This window comes from Pacificoceanicola onchidii (assembly GCF_004804335.1).
Classification (GTDB): domain Bacteria; phylum Pseudomonadota; class Alphaproteobacteria; order Rhodobacterales; family Rhodobacteraceae; genus Pacificoceanicola; species Pacificoceanicola onchidii.
On record NZ_SRXY01000007.1, the window covers coordinates 1 to 16826 of the forward strand.

Annotated in this window: 17 protein-coding genes and 2 tRNA genes; 10 read left to right on the top strand and 9 right to left on the bottom strand. The window is 60.1% G+C overall.

Going from position 1 to position 16826, the window contains the following annotated elements; translation table 11 throughout:
- The first annotated feature begins 30 nt into the window (after window positions 1–30).
- Together E4662_RS17185 and E4662_RS17190 are read left to right on the top strand one after the other, a co-directional pair.
- Window positions 31–107: transfer RNA gene (locus E4662_RS17185), tRNA-Met, on the top strand.
- Window positions 108–394: 287 nt separating this feature from the next.
- Window positions 395–1069, top strand: a complete 675-nt coding sequence (locus E4662_RS17190) for a hypothetical protein (RefSeq protein WP_136442853.1) — start codon at window positions 395–397, stop codon at window positions 1067–1069.
- A gap of 454 nt (window positions 1070–1523) precedes the next feature.
- On the opposite strand, the gene E4662_RS17195 is transcribed toward E4662_RS17190, so the two are convergent.
- Together E4662_RS17195 and E4662_RS17200 are read right to left on the bottom strand one after the other, a co-directional pair.
- Window positions 1524–1599 (bottom strand) — tRNA-Ala (locus E4662_RS17195).
- A 101-nt stretch (window positions 1600–1700) separates the two neighbouring features.
- Window positions 1701–2027, bottom strand: coding sequence for a TIGR02300 family protein (locus E4662_RS17200; protein ID WP_136442854.1), 327 nt, complete (start codon window positions 2025–2027; stop codon window positions 1701–1703).
- A 107-nt stretch (window positions 2028–2134) separates the two neighbouring features.
- Here E4662_RS17200 and E4662_RS17205 point away from each other — a divergent pair, with 107 nt between their 5' ends.
- A complete protein-coding gene (locus E4662_RS17205) occupies window positions 2135–2824 on the top strand; it encodes a M48 family metallopeptidase (RefSeq protein ID WP_136443149.1) in 690 nt (229 codons plus the stop codon).
- Between the two features lie 61 nt (window positions 2825–2885).
- A complete protein-coding gene (locus E4662_RS17210; RefSeq protein WP_136442855.1) occupies window positions 2886–3539 on the top strand; it encodes a GntR family transcriptional regulator in 654 nt (217 codons plus the stop codon).
- Here E4662_RS17210 and E4662_RS17215 read toward each other — a convergent pair.
- From E4662_RS17215 to E4662_RS17230, 4 genes are all read right to left on the bottom strand, one after another.
- Window positions 3536–3946, bottom strand: a complete 411-nt coding sequence (locus E4662_RS17215; RefSeq protein WP_136442856.1) for a thioredoxin family protein — start codon at window positions 3944–3946, stop codon at window positions 3536–3538. The genes E4662_RS17210 and E4662_RS17215 overlap by 4 nt on opposite strands.
- A gap of 15 nt (window positions 3947–3961) precedes the next feature.
- On the bottom strand, window positions 3962–4675 hold the full coding sequence (locus tag E4662_RS17220; protein WP_136442857.1) for a cytochrome c biogenesis CcdA family protein: 714 nt from the start codon (window positions 4673–4675) through the stop codon (window positions 3962–3964).
- 88 nt (window positions 4676–4763) lie between these two features.
- Window positions 4764–5585 carry a RadC family protein gene (radC, locus tag E4662_RS17225; RefSeq protein ID WP_136443150.1) on the bottom strand — a complete coding sequence of 274 codons (822 nt, stop codon included), beginning with the start codon at window positions 5583–5585 and terminating at the stop codon, window positions 4764–4766.
- Between the two features lie 379 nt (window positions 5586–5964).
- On the bottom strand, window positions 5965–6927 hold the full coding sequence (locus tag E4662_RS17230; protein ID WP_136442858.1) for an acetyl-CoA carboxylase carboxyltransferase subunit alpha: 963 nt from the start codon (window positions 6925–6927) through the stop codon (window positions 5965–5967).
- 96 nt (window positions 6928–7023) lie between these two features.
- Between E4662_RS17230 and E4662_RS17235 the strand changes: the two genes are divergently transcribed.
- A complete protein-coding gene (locus E4662_RS17235) occupies window positions 7024–7878 on the top strand; it encodes an AraC family transcriptional regulator (protein ID WP_136443151.1) in 855 nt (284 codons plus the stop codon).
- Between the two features lie 42 nt (window positions 7879–7920).
- Here the strand turns inward: E4662_RS17235 and E4662_RS17240 are convergent, their stop codons facing one another.
- Window positions 7921–8514, bottom strand: a complete 594-nt coding sequence (locus E4662_RS17240; protein ID WP_136442859.1) for a LysE family translocator — start codon at window positions 8512–8514, stop codon at window positions 7921–7923.
- Window positions 8515–8586: 72 nt separating this feature from the next.
- On the opposite strand from E4662_RS17240, the gene E4662_RS17245 reads away from it, so the two are divergent.
- Complete coding sequence (locus E4662_RS17245) at window positions 8587–9039, top strand: Lrp/AsnC family transcriptional regulator (protein WP_136443152.1); 453 nt, start codon at window positions 8587–8589, stop codon at window positions 9037–9039.
- A gap of 134 nt (window positions 9040–9173) precedes the next feature.
- Here the strand turns inward: E4662_RS17245 and E4662_RS17250 are convergent, their stop codons facing one another.
- The gene (locus E4662_RS17250) at window positions 9174–10133 is read right to left on the bottom strand and encodes an L-malyl-CoA/beta-methylmalyl-CoA lyase (RefSeq protein ID WP_136442860.1); all 960 of its coding nucleotides are present in this window, start codon (window positions 10131–10133) and stop codon (window positions 9174–9176) included.
- A gap of 250 nt (window positions 10134–10383) precedes the next feature.
- Between E4662_RS17250 and dgcN the strand changes: the two genes are divergently transcribed.
- From dgcN to E4662_RS17270, 4 genes are all read left to right on the top strand, one after another.
- A complete protein-coding gene (gene dgcN / locus E4662_RS17255) occupies window positions 10384–11385 on the top strand; it encodes an N-acetyltransferase DgcN (protein WP_136442861.1) in 1002 nt (333 codons plus the stop codon).
- Window positions 11386–11517: 132 nt separating this feature from the next.
- Window positions 11518–12483, top strand: a complete 966-nt coding sequence (gene dgcA / locus E4662_RS17260) for an N-acetyl-D-Glu racemase DgcA (RefSeq protein WP_136442862.1) — start codon at window positions 11518–11520, stop codon at window positions 12481–12483.
- A 157-nt stretch (window positions 12484–12640) separates the two neighbouring features.
- Complete coding sequence (locus tag E4662_RS17265; protein WP_206080308.1) at window positions 12641–13504, top strand: D-amino-acid transaminase; 864 nt, start codon at window positions 12641–12643, stop codon at window positions 13502–13504.
- A 9-nt stretch (window positions 13505–13513) separates the two neighbouring features.
- Window positions 13514–15619, top strand: coding sequence for a BON domain-containing protein (locus E4662_RS17270; RefSeq protein WP_136442864.1), 2106 nt, complete (start codon window positions 13514–13516; stop codon window positions 15617–15619).
- A 7-nt stretch (window positions 15620–15626) separates the two neighbouring features.
- Here E4662_RS17270 and E4662_RS17275 read toward each other — a convergent pair whose 3' ends face one another.
- Window positions 15627–16808, bottom strand: coding sequence for a TIGR03862 family flavoprotein (locus E4662_RS17275; RefSeq protein ID WP_136442865.1), 1182 nt, complete (start codon window positions 16806–16808; stop codon window positions 15627–15629).
- Window positions 16809–16826: the final 18 nt, after the last annotated feature.

Consider the following 16826-nt stretch of genomic DNA (forward strand, 5'->3'; position numbering starts at 1 on the left):
TCACTCAAACTCAAAGAGTGATCAAAGCGTCGCGGGATGGAGCAGCCCGGTAGCTCGTCAGGCTCATAACCTGAAGGTCGCAGGTTCAAATCCTGCTCCCGCAACCAAAAACTCAAATCAACGCAAACGGGCTAGACAAGATATCAATCTGGCATGCGGCGCGTTTTGCAAAGCCGCGAAACAGTTTGAATGGAAATTCCAGCGGAAAACGTCGCTACCAAGGAAGCCGCACCCAATCGCAATTCAACAGCAGACCAATCGGAAAGAATTGAATATCGCAAGGCGGGAATTCGCCATTCCGTTGTCGTGTTAGAGCGCACGCGATTTACCCAATAGCTTTTCCGGTCGGACGGGCAGTGCTCATTAATTGTCATCAGTTGGACAATAGCTAAGTTTGGAACGTCTCTCCCAGCATGAATTTTTGACAAGACCCGCAAAAACGAGCTTGATTAACGCCACGTTAAGGGTGGGGATGCCAAATATAAACATCAAAGGTATTTTTGCTGCTATCACTGTGGCTCTGGGCGTGTGCTCCGGTGCAGCGCATGCCAGCACATTGCTGGGAGAAGACGTAACCGGGGCATTGCAGTTTGGCAGTGTTCCGTTGAATTTTTACGATTCCGCAAATGGCTTTGTTCCCAGCGGATACTTGAACTCGAGCGGTTCGACAACGGTCACGATCGCTGACCCGGCCGAGGAATTCGGGTTTATTGATGGATTCTCCGGGATTTACTCAGATTTCACGAATGGCTCATTGATAATCGACCAAGTGGCTTCTTCAGGTTCCGGCGGAGCGAGTAACTGGTCGCTCGTTTTCACAAGTTCCGCTTTCATCGGTGCCACGTTCATCAAAACGTCGGACGCTTTCTCATCGGGCGTGGTGGGCACTCTGCTTGGCGATACGTTCACGGTCGCTTTTGGTGGAGGAAGTCTTTCCACCGGTTCTAATGTGGCGACGTTCTCAATCGAAACGGCGACAGCTGCCGTTCCACTGCCTGCATCCCTGCCGCTTTTCCTGGGTGTACTCATGGCAGGTGCAGCGGTTGTGCGAAGAAAGAGCCGTACATAACCATTTGCTCGGCTCCGCTTTGAAAATCTGTCAAGGGTCTCTTCGTGGAGGCCCTTTTCGCATGTCCTGACGTTCACCTGTTCCTTTCCCACCCGAACGGATTGATTGCCAAATAGTGGGCTCCTCTTGGGCAACATGCGGCTCTAGGGACAACAAGCCTACGGCTCGACATTTCCATTGCAGGGCAGGGATGGCGATCCCAGTACAACCCGGCTTCGAACCCGAGACGGCAGTCTTTCTTTTCAATCCGCTGATCGGCTGATTGTAGATCATTCGGAAGCGTCTGCCGTTTGATTACCACTTTGGCACTGCCTGGGAGCGCTTGCCGAGCGACGTGGAAACGCTGGGCCAACAAATAGTTGGGGCACTCCCCAGTCGCACGTCGTGCGCTCACCGTTTCCCAATGCCGCACAAGAGAGCAACACATCCTAGTAAAGCAAATGATGTAAGAATTTGGTGGAGCCTAGCGGGATCGAACCGCTGACCTCCTGCATGCCATGCAGGCGCTCTCCCAGCTGAGCTAAGGCCCCATCCTTGGGTGCATCTTCGTAAGTTCGTCGATGCCGTGCGCGGGTGATTACGCAATGCTGCGGGCGGGATCAAGCAGAAAAATCCCGCCTCGCAAAAGTTTTTAAGAGTCGTCGTCGCTCTCGCTGGCGACGTCCGCAATTTCGTCCAAAGAGACGTTTTCGTCGTCTTCGTCCTCAAGAACATCATCATCGCCCAGATCAACATCGACGTCATCATCGTCCAGCAGATCGACCTCTTCGCCTTCTTCAGACGCCTTGGCCTTGCCAGCTTTGTCTTCGCCATCTGCTTCGATCTGGCCGCGCTTTCCGGTGTCGAGGTTCACAACCTCACCGGTGTAGGGGCTGACGATCGGATCGCGGTTCAGGTCATAAAAACGTTTGCCGGTGGTCGGGCAGACGCGCTTTATACCCCATTCTTCTTTGGGCATCAGAGATTCCCTTTCAAACTCGTGGTCATGTCGACAATCTGCGCCAACTGCCATAACACTGCGAGCATGTCAAAGCCTTTGGCGCCAATCACGTGGACAAGCGGCATATGGGGCAAATTCGTCTTTCCGGCAACCCACCGATCTCTGTGACCGTACGGCGTTCGGCGCGCGCAAAGAAGCTATCGTTGCGGTTGTCGCGACTCGACGGGCGGGTGACTTTGACACTGCCAAAAGGGGTGAGCGAGCAGGAGGGGCGGGACTTTGTCCTGTCCAAGGAAGACTGGTTGCGCGGGCATCTGGACAAACACGAGGCGGCGGCGATTGTCTCACTTGGACAGTCTCTTCCGATCCATGGAAGAAATGTGGCGCTGGTCCCCGGGTCAGGGCGATCCGTGAAACGTTCCGGCGATACGTTGATGATCCCCGGTGCCGAGGCGCAGGTGCCCCGCCGGGTTCAGGCCTTTTTGAAGACCCTGGCGCGGGACAGGCTTGCAGAGGCATCGGATCGCTACGCTGCGCGCCTTGGCCGTCCGTACAATCGACTGACATTAAGAGACACGCGGTCCCGCTGGGGCTCCTGCACGGCTGATGGCGGGCTCATGTATTCCTGGCGCTTGATCATGGCGCCGCCAGAGGTGCTTGACTACGTGGCGGCGCATGAAGTCGCCCATCTTCAGGAAATGAACCATTCCGCGGCCTTCTGGGCGGTTGTAGAGCAGCTCTATGGCGACTGGCGCGGACCAAGGCGGTGGCTGCGAGAGAATGGCCCGGCATTGCACCGCTATCGTTTCGATTAAGTGCGGGCGGACCGGCGAGAAGGCTATTGACCGCCCTTCATTTGTGATCACAAATGAAGCCATGCAAGCAACCATTTCCCGCCCCGCCGATACCGCCACTTCTGCGCATGATCGCGTGTATCGTGGTCTCAGAAGCCGCATCATGCATGGGCAGATCGCACCGGGTCAGGCTTTGACCCTGCGGGGCCTTGGAAAGGAGTTCGAGGTGTCCATGACACCGGCGCGCGAAGCGGTGAATCGCCTTGTCGCCGAAGGGGCGCTGAGCATGTCGTCCTCGGGGAGAGTTGCAACGCCCGAGTTGTCGAACGAACGGATTGAGGAACTTGCGGCGCTGCGATCCCTGATCGAGGTCGAGCTGGCGTCTCGTGCCCTGCCACGGGCTCACATGGCCCTGATAGATCGGCTGCAAAGCATCAACAGCACAATCGCGGATGCGGTCAGCAACCGTGACGCGGTTGGGTATATCCGGACCAATCTGGAGTTTCACCGAACGCTTTATCTGCGCGCTCAGGCCCCGGCGATGCTGGCGATGTGTGAGACGGTCTGGCTGCAGCTTGGACCGACGATGCGGGCGCTCTACGGGCGTCTGCGACGGTCTGAGCCGCCTCAGTTCCATAGGCTGATCATTGCTGCGCTGAAAGCAGGCGACGAGCCGGGTTTGCGGCTCGCCGTTCGGTCTGATGTGACCCAGGGTCTACGGATGCTCGCCAGTTAGGCGGATGCTGCGCCAAGAGCGGCGTCCATCAGTGCCTTGATGCTGCTTTGCGAGGTCTGCGCGATGATCCGGCCAAGTTCCTGATCCCCTTTCAGCGCAACCAGTGTCGAGCGGCGCGGGATTTTCAGGGATTTCACCAGATCGGACTTGCCGTACTGGTCCCAATCCACGTCGATGAAGACAATGGACTGCTCATAAGCCGGGTTTTGCTTTTTGAGAGCGTTGATAACTCGTTCTTGCGCGGCGCAGGTGCTGCACCAGCTGGCTTTGAAGTCGAGGAAGACGGTATCGCCTGCCTTCAGGTGTTTCGAAACAAGCCCCGGCTTGTAGTCCATGGACGCCGCCGAAGCCGTCAACGGCAGCGCCGTTGCGGCGCCGGTCAGGATGAGAAAGTCGCGTCTGTTCATGAGGTCCTCCTAAGATCAAAGGGAAACGGAAAGGTCGATAAGCCACGTAGGCAAAACCTGGATCAGCCAGGCTTCGATCACGTGATGCCAGTTCAGGATCAGGGCGGTGCCGACAAGGATGAACGTCGCGCCAAGGATCGGGCGGGCTTGTACGGCAAGACGGCGGAGCAATGCGTTGTGCCGCCCAATCGCGCCACGCGTTCCATAAGCAAGCCCGAGAATCAGGGTCGACACACCGGCTGCAAAGCCCAGCATGATAAAGCCCGCCCGCAGGAGGCTCTCACCCTGGCTGGCAAGGCCGATGGCGCTGCCGAGCGTGGGTCCGATGCACGGGCTCCAGACGGCTCCCAAAAGCAGACCGCCGAGGAACTGCCCGGTCAACCCGCCGCGATCAACATTGTCTAACTGAGCATCGGCGCGCGACGACAGGCCAGCAGTGGCGCCGGCCATGATTGCGCTCGCCTGCGGCAAGAGCAGCGCCGCACCGAAGAGGATCATAATGGCCGCCCCGGCTTTTGAGACTGTATCGATATCCAGACCGATGGCATGACCAAAGGCGGTGATGCCAAGCCCGAGACTGACAAAAGACAGGCTCAAACCCGCCGCCATGGCGACCGGCCCGAGGCGACTGGCCTGAAGCGCCGTCGCAATGACAATGGGCAGAACCGGTACCACGCAGGGGTTGATCAGCGTCAGCAGGCCCGCGCCATATGCAAAAACGATTTCCATGCCCTTGTTATGCCGAGAGACATTCCGCGCGTCATCAAACGATGCGCTGACAGGCGGTCACTTGGCTGTGGGAATTGTTTCGTTTCGGTCAGATGAACCCGTTTGCCCGGAAGGAATACTCGGTCTCCTTGCCAATGATCACGTGGTCATGAACAGTCACGCCGATCACGCCGACAGCGCTGACGATCTGTTCTGTCATGTCGATATCCGCAGAGCTGGGTGTGGTGTCGCCGGATGGGTGGTTGTGCACGAGGATCAGCGCAGTTGCGTTCAATTCAAGCGACCGTTTTGCCACCTCGCGCGGATAGACCGGCACGTGATCGACCGTGCCGTCCGCCTGCTTCTCATCGGCGATGAGCTTGTTTTTTCGATCGAGGTACAGAATGCGGAACTGCTCCGTATCCCGATGCGCCATGGCGGTACGGCAGTAGTCGATCAAGGCATCCCAAGAAGACAGCAGATCACGCTCCAGCGTCTTGGCTTTGGTCATGCGGTGCGCCATCGCCTCTGCAATCCGCAGCTGGAGGAAAACCCAACGATCCGCGCCTTGCACCTGAAGGATTCGGTGTTCGGAAGCAGCAATGACGCCACTCAGATCCCCGAACTCTGCCAGCAGACGTTTGGCCAGCGGTTTGACGTCAATCCTCGGAATAGCATTAAAAAGCAGCAGTTCCAGCACCTCGTACTCCGGCATCGCCTCATGGCCGCCTTGCAAAAAGCGTTGGCGCAAGCGTTCCCGGTGGCCGTGGTAGTGAGGACGGGTGTTGCCGCGATCATCCGTGATCAAGCCACCGCCTGCGGCGTTCTTGGGCGAGAGCCTGTCACTGTGCTGGTGGCTGGGCTGAAAAGCAGGGCGGGCGTCGATATCAGGTGGCGGAATGCGCGCTTCGAGGTCTCTCAGCCCTTGCATGGCGGCCTCGGAAAATCCTTTTGCGCCGCCGCTACTACTCGGTTGAGCGTACCCGCGGTTTGCGCCGTCTTTGGTCGGGGCGCTCTTGTTCTTTTTCACGTAATCCAAGTGCCGGGCGATCCAGGCCGGCATGCCAGCGCCGCTCATGCCTCGACCCTCCGAGACAGCTTCGGGAAAAATGATTTAGCCATTGGTGACATGCAGAATCGGCTCTTGGTCCCAGGTCAGGACAAAAGCATGCGTTCACGAAGGTTAATTTGCCGTAAACCACCGGGCGGCCCGCAAGCGCGCCCGAAAAGTATTGTCGCGCGGCAACACGCAGCCATACTGCCCTGTTTTGGTTAGGGCCGTCAGACTTGTCCGAGCGGAGTGTCCGCGATCAGGCCGCCAGCCCCTTGGAACCAAGCCCGAGGAACTTCGTCCGTCGCGCATCTACCAGATCCTTGCCCGATTTCCCGGACAGATCTTCGAGCATTCCTGCGATGGTTTTGCCGACGAGCTGAATCGTAGCCTCGCCGTCTCGGTGTGCGCCGCCCAGGGGTTCCGGAATGACGCGATCTGCGACACCCAGTTTGAACAGGTCCTGCGCGGTCAGCCGCAGAGCCTCAGCCGCTTCGCGCATCTTTTCAGCGTCTTTCCAGAGGATCGAGGCGCAGCCTTCTGGGGAGATCACTGAATATACAGAGTGCTCCAACATCGCCAGACGGTTCGCCGTGGCAAAGGCCACTGCGCCGCCGGAGCCGCCTTCGCCGATGATAACGGATACGAGAGGCACGCCGATTTGCAGGCATTTCTCGGTCGAGCGGGCGATCGCCTCCGACTGGCCGCGTTCTTCGGCCCCTTTGCCGGGGTATGCGCCGGGGGTGTCGACAAGGCTCACCACTGGCAGGCCGAACTTGTCGGCCATTTCCATCAGGCGGATGGCCTTGCGATAACCCTCCGGGCGGGCCATGCCGAAGTTGCGCTCGATGCGGCTCTGAGTGTCGTTGCCCTTTTCATGACCAATGACGACAACGGGCATATCGTTAAACCGCGCAAGTCCGCCCATCACAGCGTGGTCATCCGCAAAGTTCCGGTCCCCCGCCAGCGGCGTGTATTCCGTGAACAGCGCGTCGATATAGTCTTTGCAGTGCGGGCGGTTCGGGTGGCGGGCGACCTGGCATTTGCGCCAAGGCGACAGTTTTTTGTAGAGGTCCTGCAGCAGCGCAGACGCCTTGCGGTCGAGCGCTTTGGCCTCGTCCTCAATGTCCATATCCTCGTTGCCCTGCGCCATGGCGCGCAGCTCTTCAGCCTTGCCTTCAATTTCCGCAAGCGGCTTCTCGAAGTCGAGGTAATGGGTCATGCACGGGTCTCCTTGGTTCCTGCGCTATATGGCCGCGCTTTACGGCGAATGCAACAAAGCAAGATTTGTCGCGCCGGAATGGGTAATGCTGACGGCATGAAAGACAATGAGACACAGACAGGTTTGGAAGGTCGGATCCGCCGCGTGATCCGGCACATCTTTGACAATCCTGCCGGGGATTTATCCGTGGACGCGCTGGCCGAGATTGCCGCTTTGTCGCGGTTCCACTTCCATCGCGTGTTCTCTGCGCTGACCGGCGAAACTGTGGCCGGGGCGGTGCGGCGTATTCGGATGCATCGGGCGGCAATGTGGTTGGCCCATACGCAGATGTCCGTTGGAGAGGTGTCGACGCGATGTGGCTATGACAACGGTCAGAGCTTTGCCCGTGTGTTCAAATCCCAGACTGGCATGACCCCTCTGCAATTCCGGCAACGCGGTGTCCCGGAGCCGGACATTCTTCCCCTCAAGACAGGAGTGAGCCCCATGTTACCGTATGAAATCAAAGACCTTCCGGACCTCCGTTTGGTCGGCCTGCCGCACAAAGGCGCCTACTATGAGATAGGGCGTGCGTTCGAGCAGGTGGGCGCGGTGTTTGCGGCGCAAAACCTCTGGGACCAAGCTGTGGGGATGGTTGGCCTCTATTTCGATTCGCTTGATGAGGTTGAGGAAGCCGATTTGAACAGTTTTGCAGGTGTTGTGGTCAAAGCAGAATTCGACAAGCCTGCGGCCTTGCAGGACTATCTTATCCCGGGCGGTCCTCACCTCGTGACCACGTACAAGGGGCCTTACGCTGGGTTGCCGAAGGCCTGGGAAGACACCTATTGCAATGCAGTCTCTCAAAGCGGGGCCGAATTGGCTGACCGCGCGCCGTTTGAGAGCTATCTAAACAGCCCGATGTTTGTGAAGCCGGATGCGCTGCTGACCGAAATCTGCGTGCCTCTTGTGTCCTGAGGCAGGACGGCCGGTGTCCCGGGGCTTTGCCCCGGGCCGCTGTCATGTCAGCAAAACGGGGATCATCGAAGCAAGCAGCAGACCTGCCATGATCCAGTTGAAGACCCGCAGCCGCGAGGGGTTTGCGAGCATCCGCCGCACAGCGGTTCCAAGTGTCGTCCATGTCAGGGCAGATGCCAGACCCAGCACTGCAAAACTGCCCGCAACCCAGAGAATCGCGCCAAGATCCCGGCTCGTGGCGTACAGCGTGATCGCGCCCAGAGCCATGGACCAGGCTTTGGGGTTGACCCATTGGAATGCTGCCGCCTGCACGAAGCTGAGAGGACGTGCGCCTGAGGTCCGGTCCTGCACTGGCGCTGCATGAGCGATCTTCCATGCCAGCCACAGCATGTAGGCAAAAGACACGATGCGCAGCACGGTGTGCGCAGGCGGCCAAAGGTCGAAGATCTGCATGACGCCAAGGCCGACGGGGACAATCATCAACGGAAACCCGAACGCGACCCCGGCCAGATGCGGCACGGTGCGGCGCAAGCCGAAATTCGCGCCTGAGGCCATGAGCATCAGGTTATTTGGACCCGGAGTGAACAGGGTGGCGGCGCAGAACAATGCAAGGGCGAGTAAGATATCAAGTGTCATCCTGCAATTTCTAGCCAAATGGCGAACAATTAAATTGCAAAGATCGCTGCCAAGGCTGTAATGACGCAATTTATGATCGAAAGCGATGAGATTGACCGCAGGATACTGCGCGAACTGGGCCGCGACGGCAGGCAGTCGAATCTGGCTCTGGCCGAACGGGTCGGGCTTTCCCCTTCTGCCTGTCTGCGCCGGGTCGCGTCATTGGAAAAGCGCGGTGTGATCCAAGGGTATCGCGCCGTGGTGTCTGCAGAGAAAACCGGGATCGGCTTCACGGCCTATATCACGGTGGGTCTGAACACACACACGAAGGCGTCCCAGGAGAGCTTTGAGCGTGCGATGTTGGCGGCCCCGCAGGTGCGGGAGTGCCACAATATCACCGGGGCCGTTGAGTATCTGATGCGGGTCGAAGTGGCCGACCTGCCAGCTTACAAGGCGTTTCACACCGATGTTCTCGGTGCCCTTCCGCAGGTGAATACACTGCAGACCTATGTGGTTATGGGCTCACCCAAGGATGAAAGGGCCTGACTCTACCCGCGCCTGCGGAGGGGTTTTGGGGCGTTGCCCCAGTCGCAGCGTAGCTGCGCCTTCCCCAGGATATTTTGGGCACAAAGAAGCGGAGGCCGGGCGCCTATCCTATGCAGGGCGCCCGGCTTCCTTGCTCAGTTGCCAGCGATCATTTCAGACTGCCGCACGATCACTTCAGCCTGTTTGATCGACGCGATGTCGACGAGGCGGCCTTTGTAGACGGTTGCGCCTTCGTTGTTGGCTTTGGCCTGCTCCATTGCGGCGAGGATTTCACGCGCTTCGGTGACAGCGGCTTCGGACGGGGTAAAGACTTCATTGGCCAGAGCGATCTGCTTGGGGTGGATGGCCCATTTTCCAACCATGCCAAGCGTCGCGGAACGCAGCGCCTGTGCGCGGTACCCGTCATCATCGGAGAAATCGCCGAAAGGACCATCGACGGGCAGCACGCCGTGAGTGCGGCAGGCGGCAACGATGGCAGTCTGCGCCCAGTGCCACGGGTCGGACCAGTGCTTCTGGCCTTCATGCAGCATGTAATAGTTTTCCTGCGTGCCGCCGATGCCGGTGGTCGCCATGCCCATGGAAGCGGCGAAGTCCGCGGCGCCAAGGCTCATTGCGGCCATGCGCGGGCTTGCTGCAGCGATTTCCTCGACATGGGCGATGCCCGCGGCGCTTTCGATGATCACCTCGAAGTTGATCGGCTTCGTGCGGCCCTTGGCGCGCTCGATAGCCGTGACCAGCGCGTCCACGGCATAGATATCTTCGGCGCAACCCACCTTGGGGATCATGATCTGATCAAGGCGCTCGGAGGACTGTTCCAGAAGATCGACCACATCGCGGTACCAGTATGGCGTGTCGAGACCGTTGATGCGCACGGACAATGTTTTGTTACCCCAATCGATGTCGCCGATTGCTTCAATGGCCATTTTGCGGGCCATGTCCTTGTCCGTGGGGGCGACCGAGTCTTCCAGATCAAGGTTGATCACGTCGGCAGCAGAGGTGGCCATCTTCGGAGGCAGCTTGGTGTTGGACGCCGGGCCAAACAGCTGACAGCGGTTTGGGCGCGCGGGGGCAGTGGGCTGGATGCGGAAGGACATGCGTACACCTTTGGGTAAGGAAATTTCGTTTCGAGCTGCTGTTTGGTTATGAAATTACAAGGAGCTGCGCAAGAACTTTGTGCAGGTGCAGCATTTCTACGGGGAGCCCGTCGGTTTGGTGGGAGAATCTTGCGTTCATGATGCAATTTGACGAAGAAAATTCGAGCATGATCAATTCATGGGCGCGTTTTGGGGCGAAATTTTCGAAGGCCAGTGTGCAAAGTACACCGAGCTTTGAAAGGGGGATGCCATGATCGAGACACCATATCTTCTGTTTTTGGGGGATGCGCCTGACGCGCTTGCAGCCAAGGTCGCTCAGGGCATCAAGGATTGGCGCCCGGAAAACTGCGTGGGGCAGTTCCGCATGGAGGGCTGTCAGGCGGACCTTGGTCTGACGGACATGGGCCTTGAAGAGGCGAAAGCCGCAGGAGCGAAGACGCTCGTGATCGGCGTCGCCAACCGCGGTGGCAAGATCAGCCAGAGCTGGAAAAAGGTTCTTGTGGCTGCTTTGGAAGAAGGGCTCGATCTGGCGTCTGGCCTGCATAATCTGTTGCAGGATGAGCCGGACCTCGCAGCCGTTGCGGAGGCTTGCGGTCGGAGTCTGCATGACGTGCGCGTGCCGGAAGTGGACTATCCTATCGCCAGCGGTGAAACGCGGACGGGCAAGCGCGTGCTGGCTGTTGGCACCGATTGTTCTGTCGGAAAGATGTACACGACTTTGGCCGTGGACAAGGCGATGCGCGAAGCCGGGATGAAAAGCACGTTTCGGGCGACCGGGCAGACCGGCATTCTTATCACCGGCGATGGCGTGCCGCTGGACGCCGTTGTGGCAGATTTCATGGCCGGTTCGATCGAATGGCTGACCCCGGACAATGATCCCGACCACTGGGATGTGATTGAGGGGCAGGGAAGCCTGTTTCACGTCAGTTTCTCTGGTGTGACCATGGCGCTGATCCACGGCGGGCAGCCGGATGCGCTGATCCTGTGCCATGAACCGACGCGCGCCCATATGCGGGGCCTGCCGGGGTATAAGCTGCCGACGATTGAGGCGGTGCGGGATCTGTCGCTGGAGCTGGCCAAGGTTGCCAACCCGGCGTGCCAGGTCGTCGGTGTCTCGATCAACACACAGCACATGGGCGAGGCGGAAGCGGCGGAGTATTGCGCGGAGGTCGAAAAACGGCTGGGCCTGCCGACGGTTGACCCGTTCCGCCATGGAGCCGCGAGACTGGCGGAGGCTTTGGCCGCGCTGTAAACGGTGCGCGGCGCTGTTTGCCCGATTGGGCAAAGGCGCCCCGCCCACCGTCCCGATTTGGCACCTGTCCGCGCCTTGGAACGGCGGGTTCGATCGGGATTTTTTGATCAACAGGAAACGAAGGGTCTGGGCATGGGTTTGAAGGTTGAGCGGGATGTGTTTTGGCTGGCTGAGGCATTTACAATTTCGCGTGGCAGCCGGACCGAAGCGCAGGTTCTGACGGTTTCCGTGAGCCGCGGAGGCCATGTCGGACACGGCGAGTGCGTGCCCTATGCCCGCTATGGTGAAAGCCTTGAGAGCGTTGAGGCTGAGGTCATGGGATTGCCCCAGGACGTGACCCGCGCCGCCCTGCAGAACCTTTTGCCCGCCGGTGCGGCCCGCAACGCGGTCGATTGTGCGTTGTGGGATCTGGAAGCCAAAATGGCGGGGCAACGCGCGTGGGAGATCGCCGGTTTGACGGCACCGGGGCCGGAAATCACCGCCTTTACCTTGTCTCTGGGTGAGCCGGACGCGATGGAAGCGGCGGCGCGCAAGCATGCGCATCGCCCGTTGCTCAAGATCAAGCTGGGCACACCCGACGACATGCCGCGTCTCGAAGCGGTACGTCGTGGCGCGCCTGAGGCCCGGATCATTGTCGATGCCAACGAGGGGTGGAGCGCAGAAGTCTACGCGGACCTATGCCCGCATTTGCAGCGCTTGGGCGTGTCTCTAGTTGAGCAGCCCCTGCCTGCCGGCGAAGATGATGCATTGCGCGATATCGCAAGGCCGGTCCCGGTCTGTGCTGATGAAAGCTGTCATGACCGCGAGAGCCTGCCAAAGCTCAAGGGCAAATACGACGTGGTCAACATCAAGCTGGACAAGGCTGGCGGCCTGACAGAAGCGCTCGCCTTGCGGGACGCCGCGCGCGCGGAAGGCTACGATATCATGGTGGGCTGCATGGTTGGCTCCTCGCTGGCGATGGCTCCGGCCGTGCTGCTTGCGCAGGGCGCGTTGGTCGTCGATCTCGACGGACCGCTGCTCTTGGCGGAAGACCGCGCGCATCCGCTGACTTTTGATACAGCCGGTGTGCACCCGTCCGAAGCAGCGCTCTGGGGGTGAGCCATGAAGCCTGTGCTGACAGTTTGACTGTCTGATTGCGGGAAAAGTGGGCCCGGATCCGGCGACGCGACGGGATGCACAGATTTTCACGCACCCTTGACCTTGCCGCAGGAACCTAAGATCACCCAAGCAGGATACTTCTGAGAGGACCATCATCATGACCCGCACCGTCTATCTGAACGGAGAATACCTGCCCGAGGCTGAGGCCAAGGTGAGCATCTTTGACCGGGCGTTCCTGATGGCGGATGGTGTGTACGAGGTGACCTCGGTTCTGGACGGCAAACTGATCGACTTTGACGGCCATGCGAAACGGCTCGAGCGCTCCCTGAACGAGCTTGATATGCCGAAGCCCAAGGCGTTTGACGATCTGCTGGAAATCCACCGCGAGTTGGTCCGTCTGAACGGAATCGAAGAAGGGATGATTTATCTTCAGATCACACGCGGCGCACCGGATGATCGTGATTTTGTCTTCCCGGATCCCGAAACCACGGAGCCGACGCTGGTCCTGTTCACCCAGAACAAGCCCGGTCTGGCAAATAATCCGGTGGCCAAGAAAGGTATCAAGGTCATTTCCATCGAGGATGTGCGCTGGGGGCGGCGGGACATCAAAACCGTGCAGCTTCTCTACCCGTCCATGGGCAAGATGATGGCCAAGAAGGCGGGGGCGGATGATGCCTGGATGGTCGAAGACGGTTTTGTGACCGAAGGCACCAGCAACAACGCCTACATCATCAAGGGCAACACGATCATCACGCGGGCGCTTTCGAACGACATTCTGCACGGGATCACCCGAGCGGCCGTTCTGCGCTTTGCCCGTGAAGCACAGATGAAAGTCGAAGAGCGCAACTTCACCATCGACGAGGTCAAGGACGCGGATGAGGCTTTTGTCACCTCGGCTTCAACCTTTGTGATGCCGGTGGTCGAGATTGACGGCGCTGCAATTGGCGGCGGTGTTCCGGGTGAACGAGCGCTGCGGTTGCGCGAGATTTATCTCGAAGAAAGCCTGAAGGCCGCCGTCTAAGCCCCGCGCATGCGCGATTTCCTCGCCATCGTCGTGATTGTCCTGGTCGTGATCGGACTGGGTGTGTTCCGTGTGCCAAACGAGGACGCGCTGGTGGCGGCGGGGATCAGGGCCGAAGCGCAGGGGGTTCTCTACCAGGCGAAACATCCCTTGTCCGTGGCGGTCGAACGGCGCGCCGTGACCGTTTCCGGCCGGGTGGAAAGCGAGGCCGAAGCCGCGTCCGTGGTCGCTTCGCTCAGGGCGCTGCAAGGTGTCGAAAGCGTTGTCTCCAAGCTGGAGATATTGCCAGCGGTCGACCGCTTTGTCCTGACGATGCGGCGCGAGGTGTCCACCGGAGAAATCGAAGCGGAGGGGTTTGTTCCGAACGCGCAGACGCGGGATGCGATTGGCGGGACGCTTGGCATCGAGGCCAGCCAGTTGACCGTTGCGACCGGCGTCCCGGATGGCAACTGGTCCGACGTCGCAACGCGTCTGGCTGTAGCTTTGGCAGGGCTGGACGTTTCCGGTGTGGCGCGATTGGACGGGCAAACGGCCGTGCTGTCCGGCACAACAACCTTCCCGGCGCAGGCGGATGCGGTGCGCTTCAAGCTGGGTGACATACCGGAAGGCTACGCGCTTGAAACGGACATAAAGGCGCTGGATGACGGTCTGCCGTACAGCTTTATCTTCAGCCGGGATCCTGTGATGGGTGTGCGCTTCGAGGCGAAAACACCACCTGGTTTCGATTGGAGCGCGATGCCGGATCTGCAGGAGGTGTTCAGCCGCCGCAGCTATGAGGCGGCGGGGAACATGGATGACGGGGCTTTTGCACAGGCGCTGACAGCGGTTCTGCCACGGATTCCGGCGTTGCAGAGCGGAGCGATTACCGTGACACCAGGCCTTGTGACCTTCAACGGCGTACCGGTTTCGGATGAGCAGGCGGGGCAGATCGAAGCGTTGCAGGACGCATTGCCGGAGCGGTGGACTATGCTGGCACAGCTTGTGCCCTCCGACACCGGCGCGCCGTTTTGGTTTGAAGCGGATTGGGATGGCGAAATCCTGCGAACCAATGGCGACGTTCCTGCGTTTTTCTGGGGCTGGTTTGATGTGCATGAGCCCGATGCGGCACACCCGGATCCGGGTGAGACCATCGCAGCAAAGATAAACCGACCCGTGTCGGTGTTGGACAGTACGGAGATTGGGAGCATTCCGGATATGAACGACTGGGCCGACCCTGTCTGGACCGGTCTGAAGGCGCTTGTCACCCTGCGGGAGGGGCAAATGCGGTATGATGCGGAGGGGGTGCGTCTGTCCGGTGTCGCAGCCAACCCGGCCGCACGACAGGCAATGCGTGACGCGCTGGGCGATGCGGGCGCGGCGGATGTTCTGCTTGCAGACGATGGCGCGCCGGTGGCTTTCACAGTCTCCTATGATGCGGCAACCGGAGCGGCGATCACCGGCAAGCTGCCAATGGATCTCAACGCGCAGATTTTGGCCGAGGCACTGGGTCTTGAGAGCATGCGCGGCACGCCGACCGTGGGGCCTTACGGCTCCGGCGTGGAGGCATTGAATCGTTTGCGGGCCTTGGCGAATGTTCTGCCGGTCATCGAAACGGCGACGCTCGAATTTGCCGAAGGCGATCTGACGCTCTCGGCCACGGTTACACAAGGTGTGACGCCCGAAGACGTGCCTCTCGACGCAAAGGTTGAACAGGCGGCGGAGCCGCGTCTCGGGACGCAGCGCACCCATGTCCTAACCGGAGAGGCCCAGGTTTTCACCGATGGCTTCTGGTTGCCGGTGGTGCGCCCTGAGGTCTCCGCCTCTACCTGTGAGAAGGGCATGACCTCGTTGCCCGAGGTCCCGTTTCAGGAAGGCTCCTTTGCGCTCCGCTATGACGCGGCTCTTGCGCTTGCGCCCGTGGCGGCCTTCGCGCGGGCCTGCACCTGGACGGGCGATCTTGCGCTGACCATCGACGTGCAAAGCATCGGAACCGGTTTCGAGGCGCTGGACAAACAGCGTGCGCGGCGCCGCGCGGAAGCCATCCGGCAAGCATTGATCAAGCGCGGGGGGGATGCTTCGCGGGTGGCGGCCAACGGTGAGGCGGGGCCAGATTCGATTGGGTACCGCTGGGAATAACCCGTTTCTAGGCTCGCAAACACGCCTTGGCGGCGGCCTGTCCGGCCCAAAGGCCGGTCGCAAGACAGGCGGACAAGAGATAGCCACCTGTCGGGGCATCCCAATCCAGCATCTCGCCAGCGCAATAGGTGCCGGGATGGCTTTTCAGCATGAGATCAACTGTCAGCGCATCCCATTTCAGGCCACCGGCTGTCGAGATGGCCTCGTCAATCGGGCGCGGGCCCTGGTGCGGGACGGGCAGGTGCTTCACGAGCGTTGCCAAGGCTGCGGGCTCGGGCGGCAAAGGGCGGCCGCATTCCATCAGCAAGGCCTGGGCCGCAGGGTTGAGTTTAAGCGATTTGCGCAAGACGTTGGACAGGCTTTGCTTGCCGCGCGGCTTTGACAGGCGGTTGATGAGTGTCTGCGCATCAATGTCCGGGCATAGATCAACGTACAGCGCGGCACCCTCGCGCAGGGCGGGGGTCAGCGGATAGATCGCGCCACCTTCAAGCCCGCGTTTGGAAATCACGGCTTCTCCACGGCTTGTGTGAGCTTCGGACTGGAACCGAACGTTCTTGAGAGGCGCGCCGAAATGACGTGTCATGTGGGCCGACCACGGCACGATCAGCCCGGCGTTTGATGGGGAGAAGGGAGCAACGGGCAGGCCTTGTTCGGCGAAGGGGATGGTCCAGGCGCCGTCTGAGCCAAGCCGCGCCCAGCTTCCACCGCCCAAAGCAAAAATGGTCACATCCGCTTCGAGTGCCGTGGGGCCATCCGGTGTGTCAAAATGGTGCGCCACCCCGTCCCAGCCGGTCCAACGCCACCGGGTGTTCACGGCCAACCCCATACCGTCGAGCCGCGCAAGCCACGCGCGCAGAAGCGGCGAGGCTTTCATGACCTTCGGAAAGAGGCGCAATGTGGAGCCGGTGAACGTGTCTTGCCCCAATCCTTCTGCCCATGCCTTTATCGCATCGGGTGGAAAGGCGCGCAGCATGGGTTCGAGTTTTTCCCGACCGTGCGAATAGTGGTTCAGAAACGTCTCGATGTCCTGCATCCGGGTCAGGTTCAGCCCGGACTTCCCGGCCATCAGGAACTTGCGCGCAAGCGATGGTTTGGCTTCGCAGAGCGTTGTGTCGATGCCGGCGGACACAAGCGCATCTGCAGCCATCAGACCGGCAGGCCCACCGCCAATGATCAGCGCCCGAGGCATTCCGGACCGCCGGGCGTG

Bases quoted from the DNA above. Each gene is read 5' to 3' on its own strand.
- E4662_RS17200 (WP_136442854.1), bottom strand. From the start codon at position 2,027: ATGCCCAAAGAAGAATGGGGTATAAAGCGCGTCTGCCCGACCACCGGC.
- E4662_RS17205 (WP_136443149.1), top strand. From the start codon at position 2,135: ATGGGGCAAATTCGTCTTTCCGGCAACCCACCGATCTCTGTGACCGTA.
- E4662_RS17210 (WP_136442855.1), top strand. From the start codon at position 2,886: ATGCAAGCAACCATTTCCCGCCCCGCCGATACCGCCACTTCTGCGCAT.
- E4662_RS17215 (WP_136442856.1), bottom strand. From the start codon at position 3,946: ATGAACAGACGCGACTTTCTCATCCTGACCGGCGCCGCAACGGCGCTG.
- E4662_RS17220 (WP_136442857.1), bottom strand. From the start codon at position 4,675: ATGGAAATCGTTTTTGCATATGGCGCGGGCCTGCTGACGCTGATCAAC.
- radC (WP_136443150.1), bottom strand. From the start codon at position 5,585: ATGCAAGGGCTGAGAGACCTCGAAGCGCGCATTCCGCCACCTGATATC.
- E4662_RS17230 (WP_136442858.1), bottom strand. From the start codon at position 6,927: ATGACCCATTACCTCGACTTCGAGAAGCCGCTTGCGGAAATTGAAGGC.
- E4662_RS17235 (WP_136443151.1), top strand. From the start codon at position 7,024: ATGAAAGACAATGAGACACAGACAGGTTTGGAAGGTCGGATCCGCCGC.
- E4662_RS17240 (WP_136442859.1), bottom strand. From the start codon at position 8,514: ATGACACTTGATATCTTACTCGCCCTTGCATTGTTCTGCGCCGCCACC.
- E4662_RS17245 (WP_136443152.1), top strand. From the start codon at position 8,587: ATGATCGAAAGCGATGAGATTGACCGCAGGATACTGCGCGAACTGGGC.
- E4662_RS17250 (WP_136442860.1), bottom strand. From the start codon at position 10,133: ATGTCCTTCCGCATCCAGCCCACTGCCCCCGCGCGCCCAAACCGCTGT.
- dgcN (WP_136442861.1), top strand. From the start codon at position 10,384: ATGATCGAGACACCATATCTTCTGTTTTTGGGGGATGCGCCTGACGCG.
- dgcA (WP_136442862.1), top strand. From the start codon at position 11,518: ATGGGTTTGAAGGTTGAGCGGGATGTGTTTTGGCTGGCTGAGGCATTT.
- E4662_RS17265 (WP_206080308.1), top strand. From the start codon at position 12,641: ATGACCCGCACCGTCTATCTGAACGGAGAATACCTGCCCGAGGCTGAG.
- E4662_RS17270 (WP_136442864.1), top strand. From the start codon at position 13,514: ATGCGCGATTTCCTCGCCATCGTCGTGATTGTCCTGGTCGTGATCGGA.
- E4662_RS17275 (WP_136442865.1), bottom strand. From the start codon at position 16,808: ATGCCTCGGGCGCTGATCATTGGCGGTGGGCCTGCCGGTCTGATGGCT.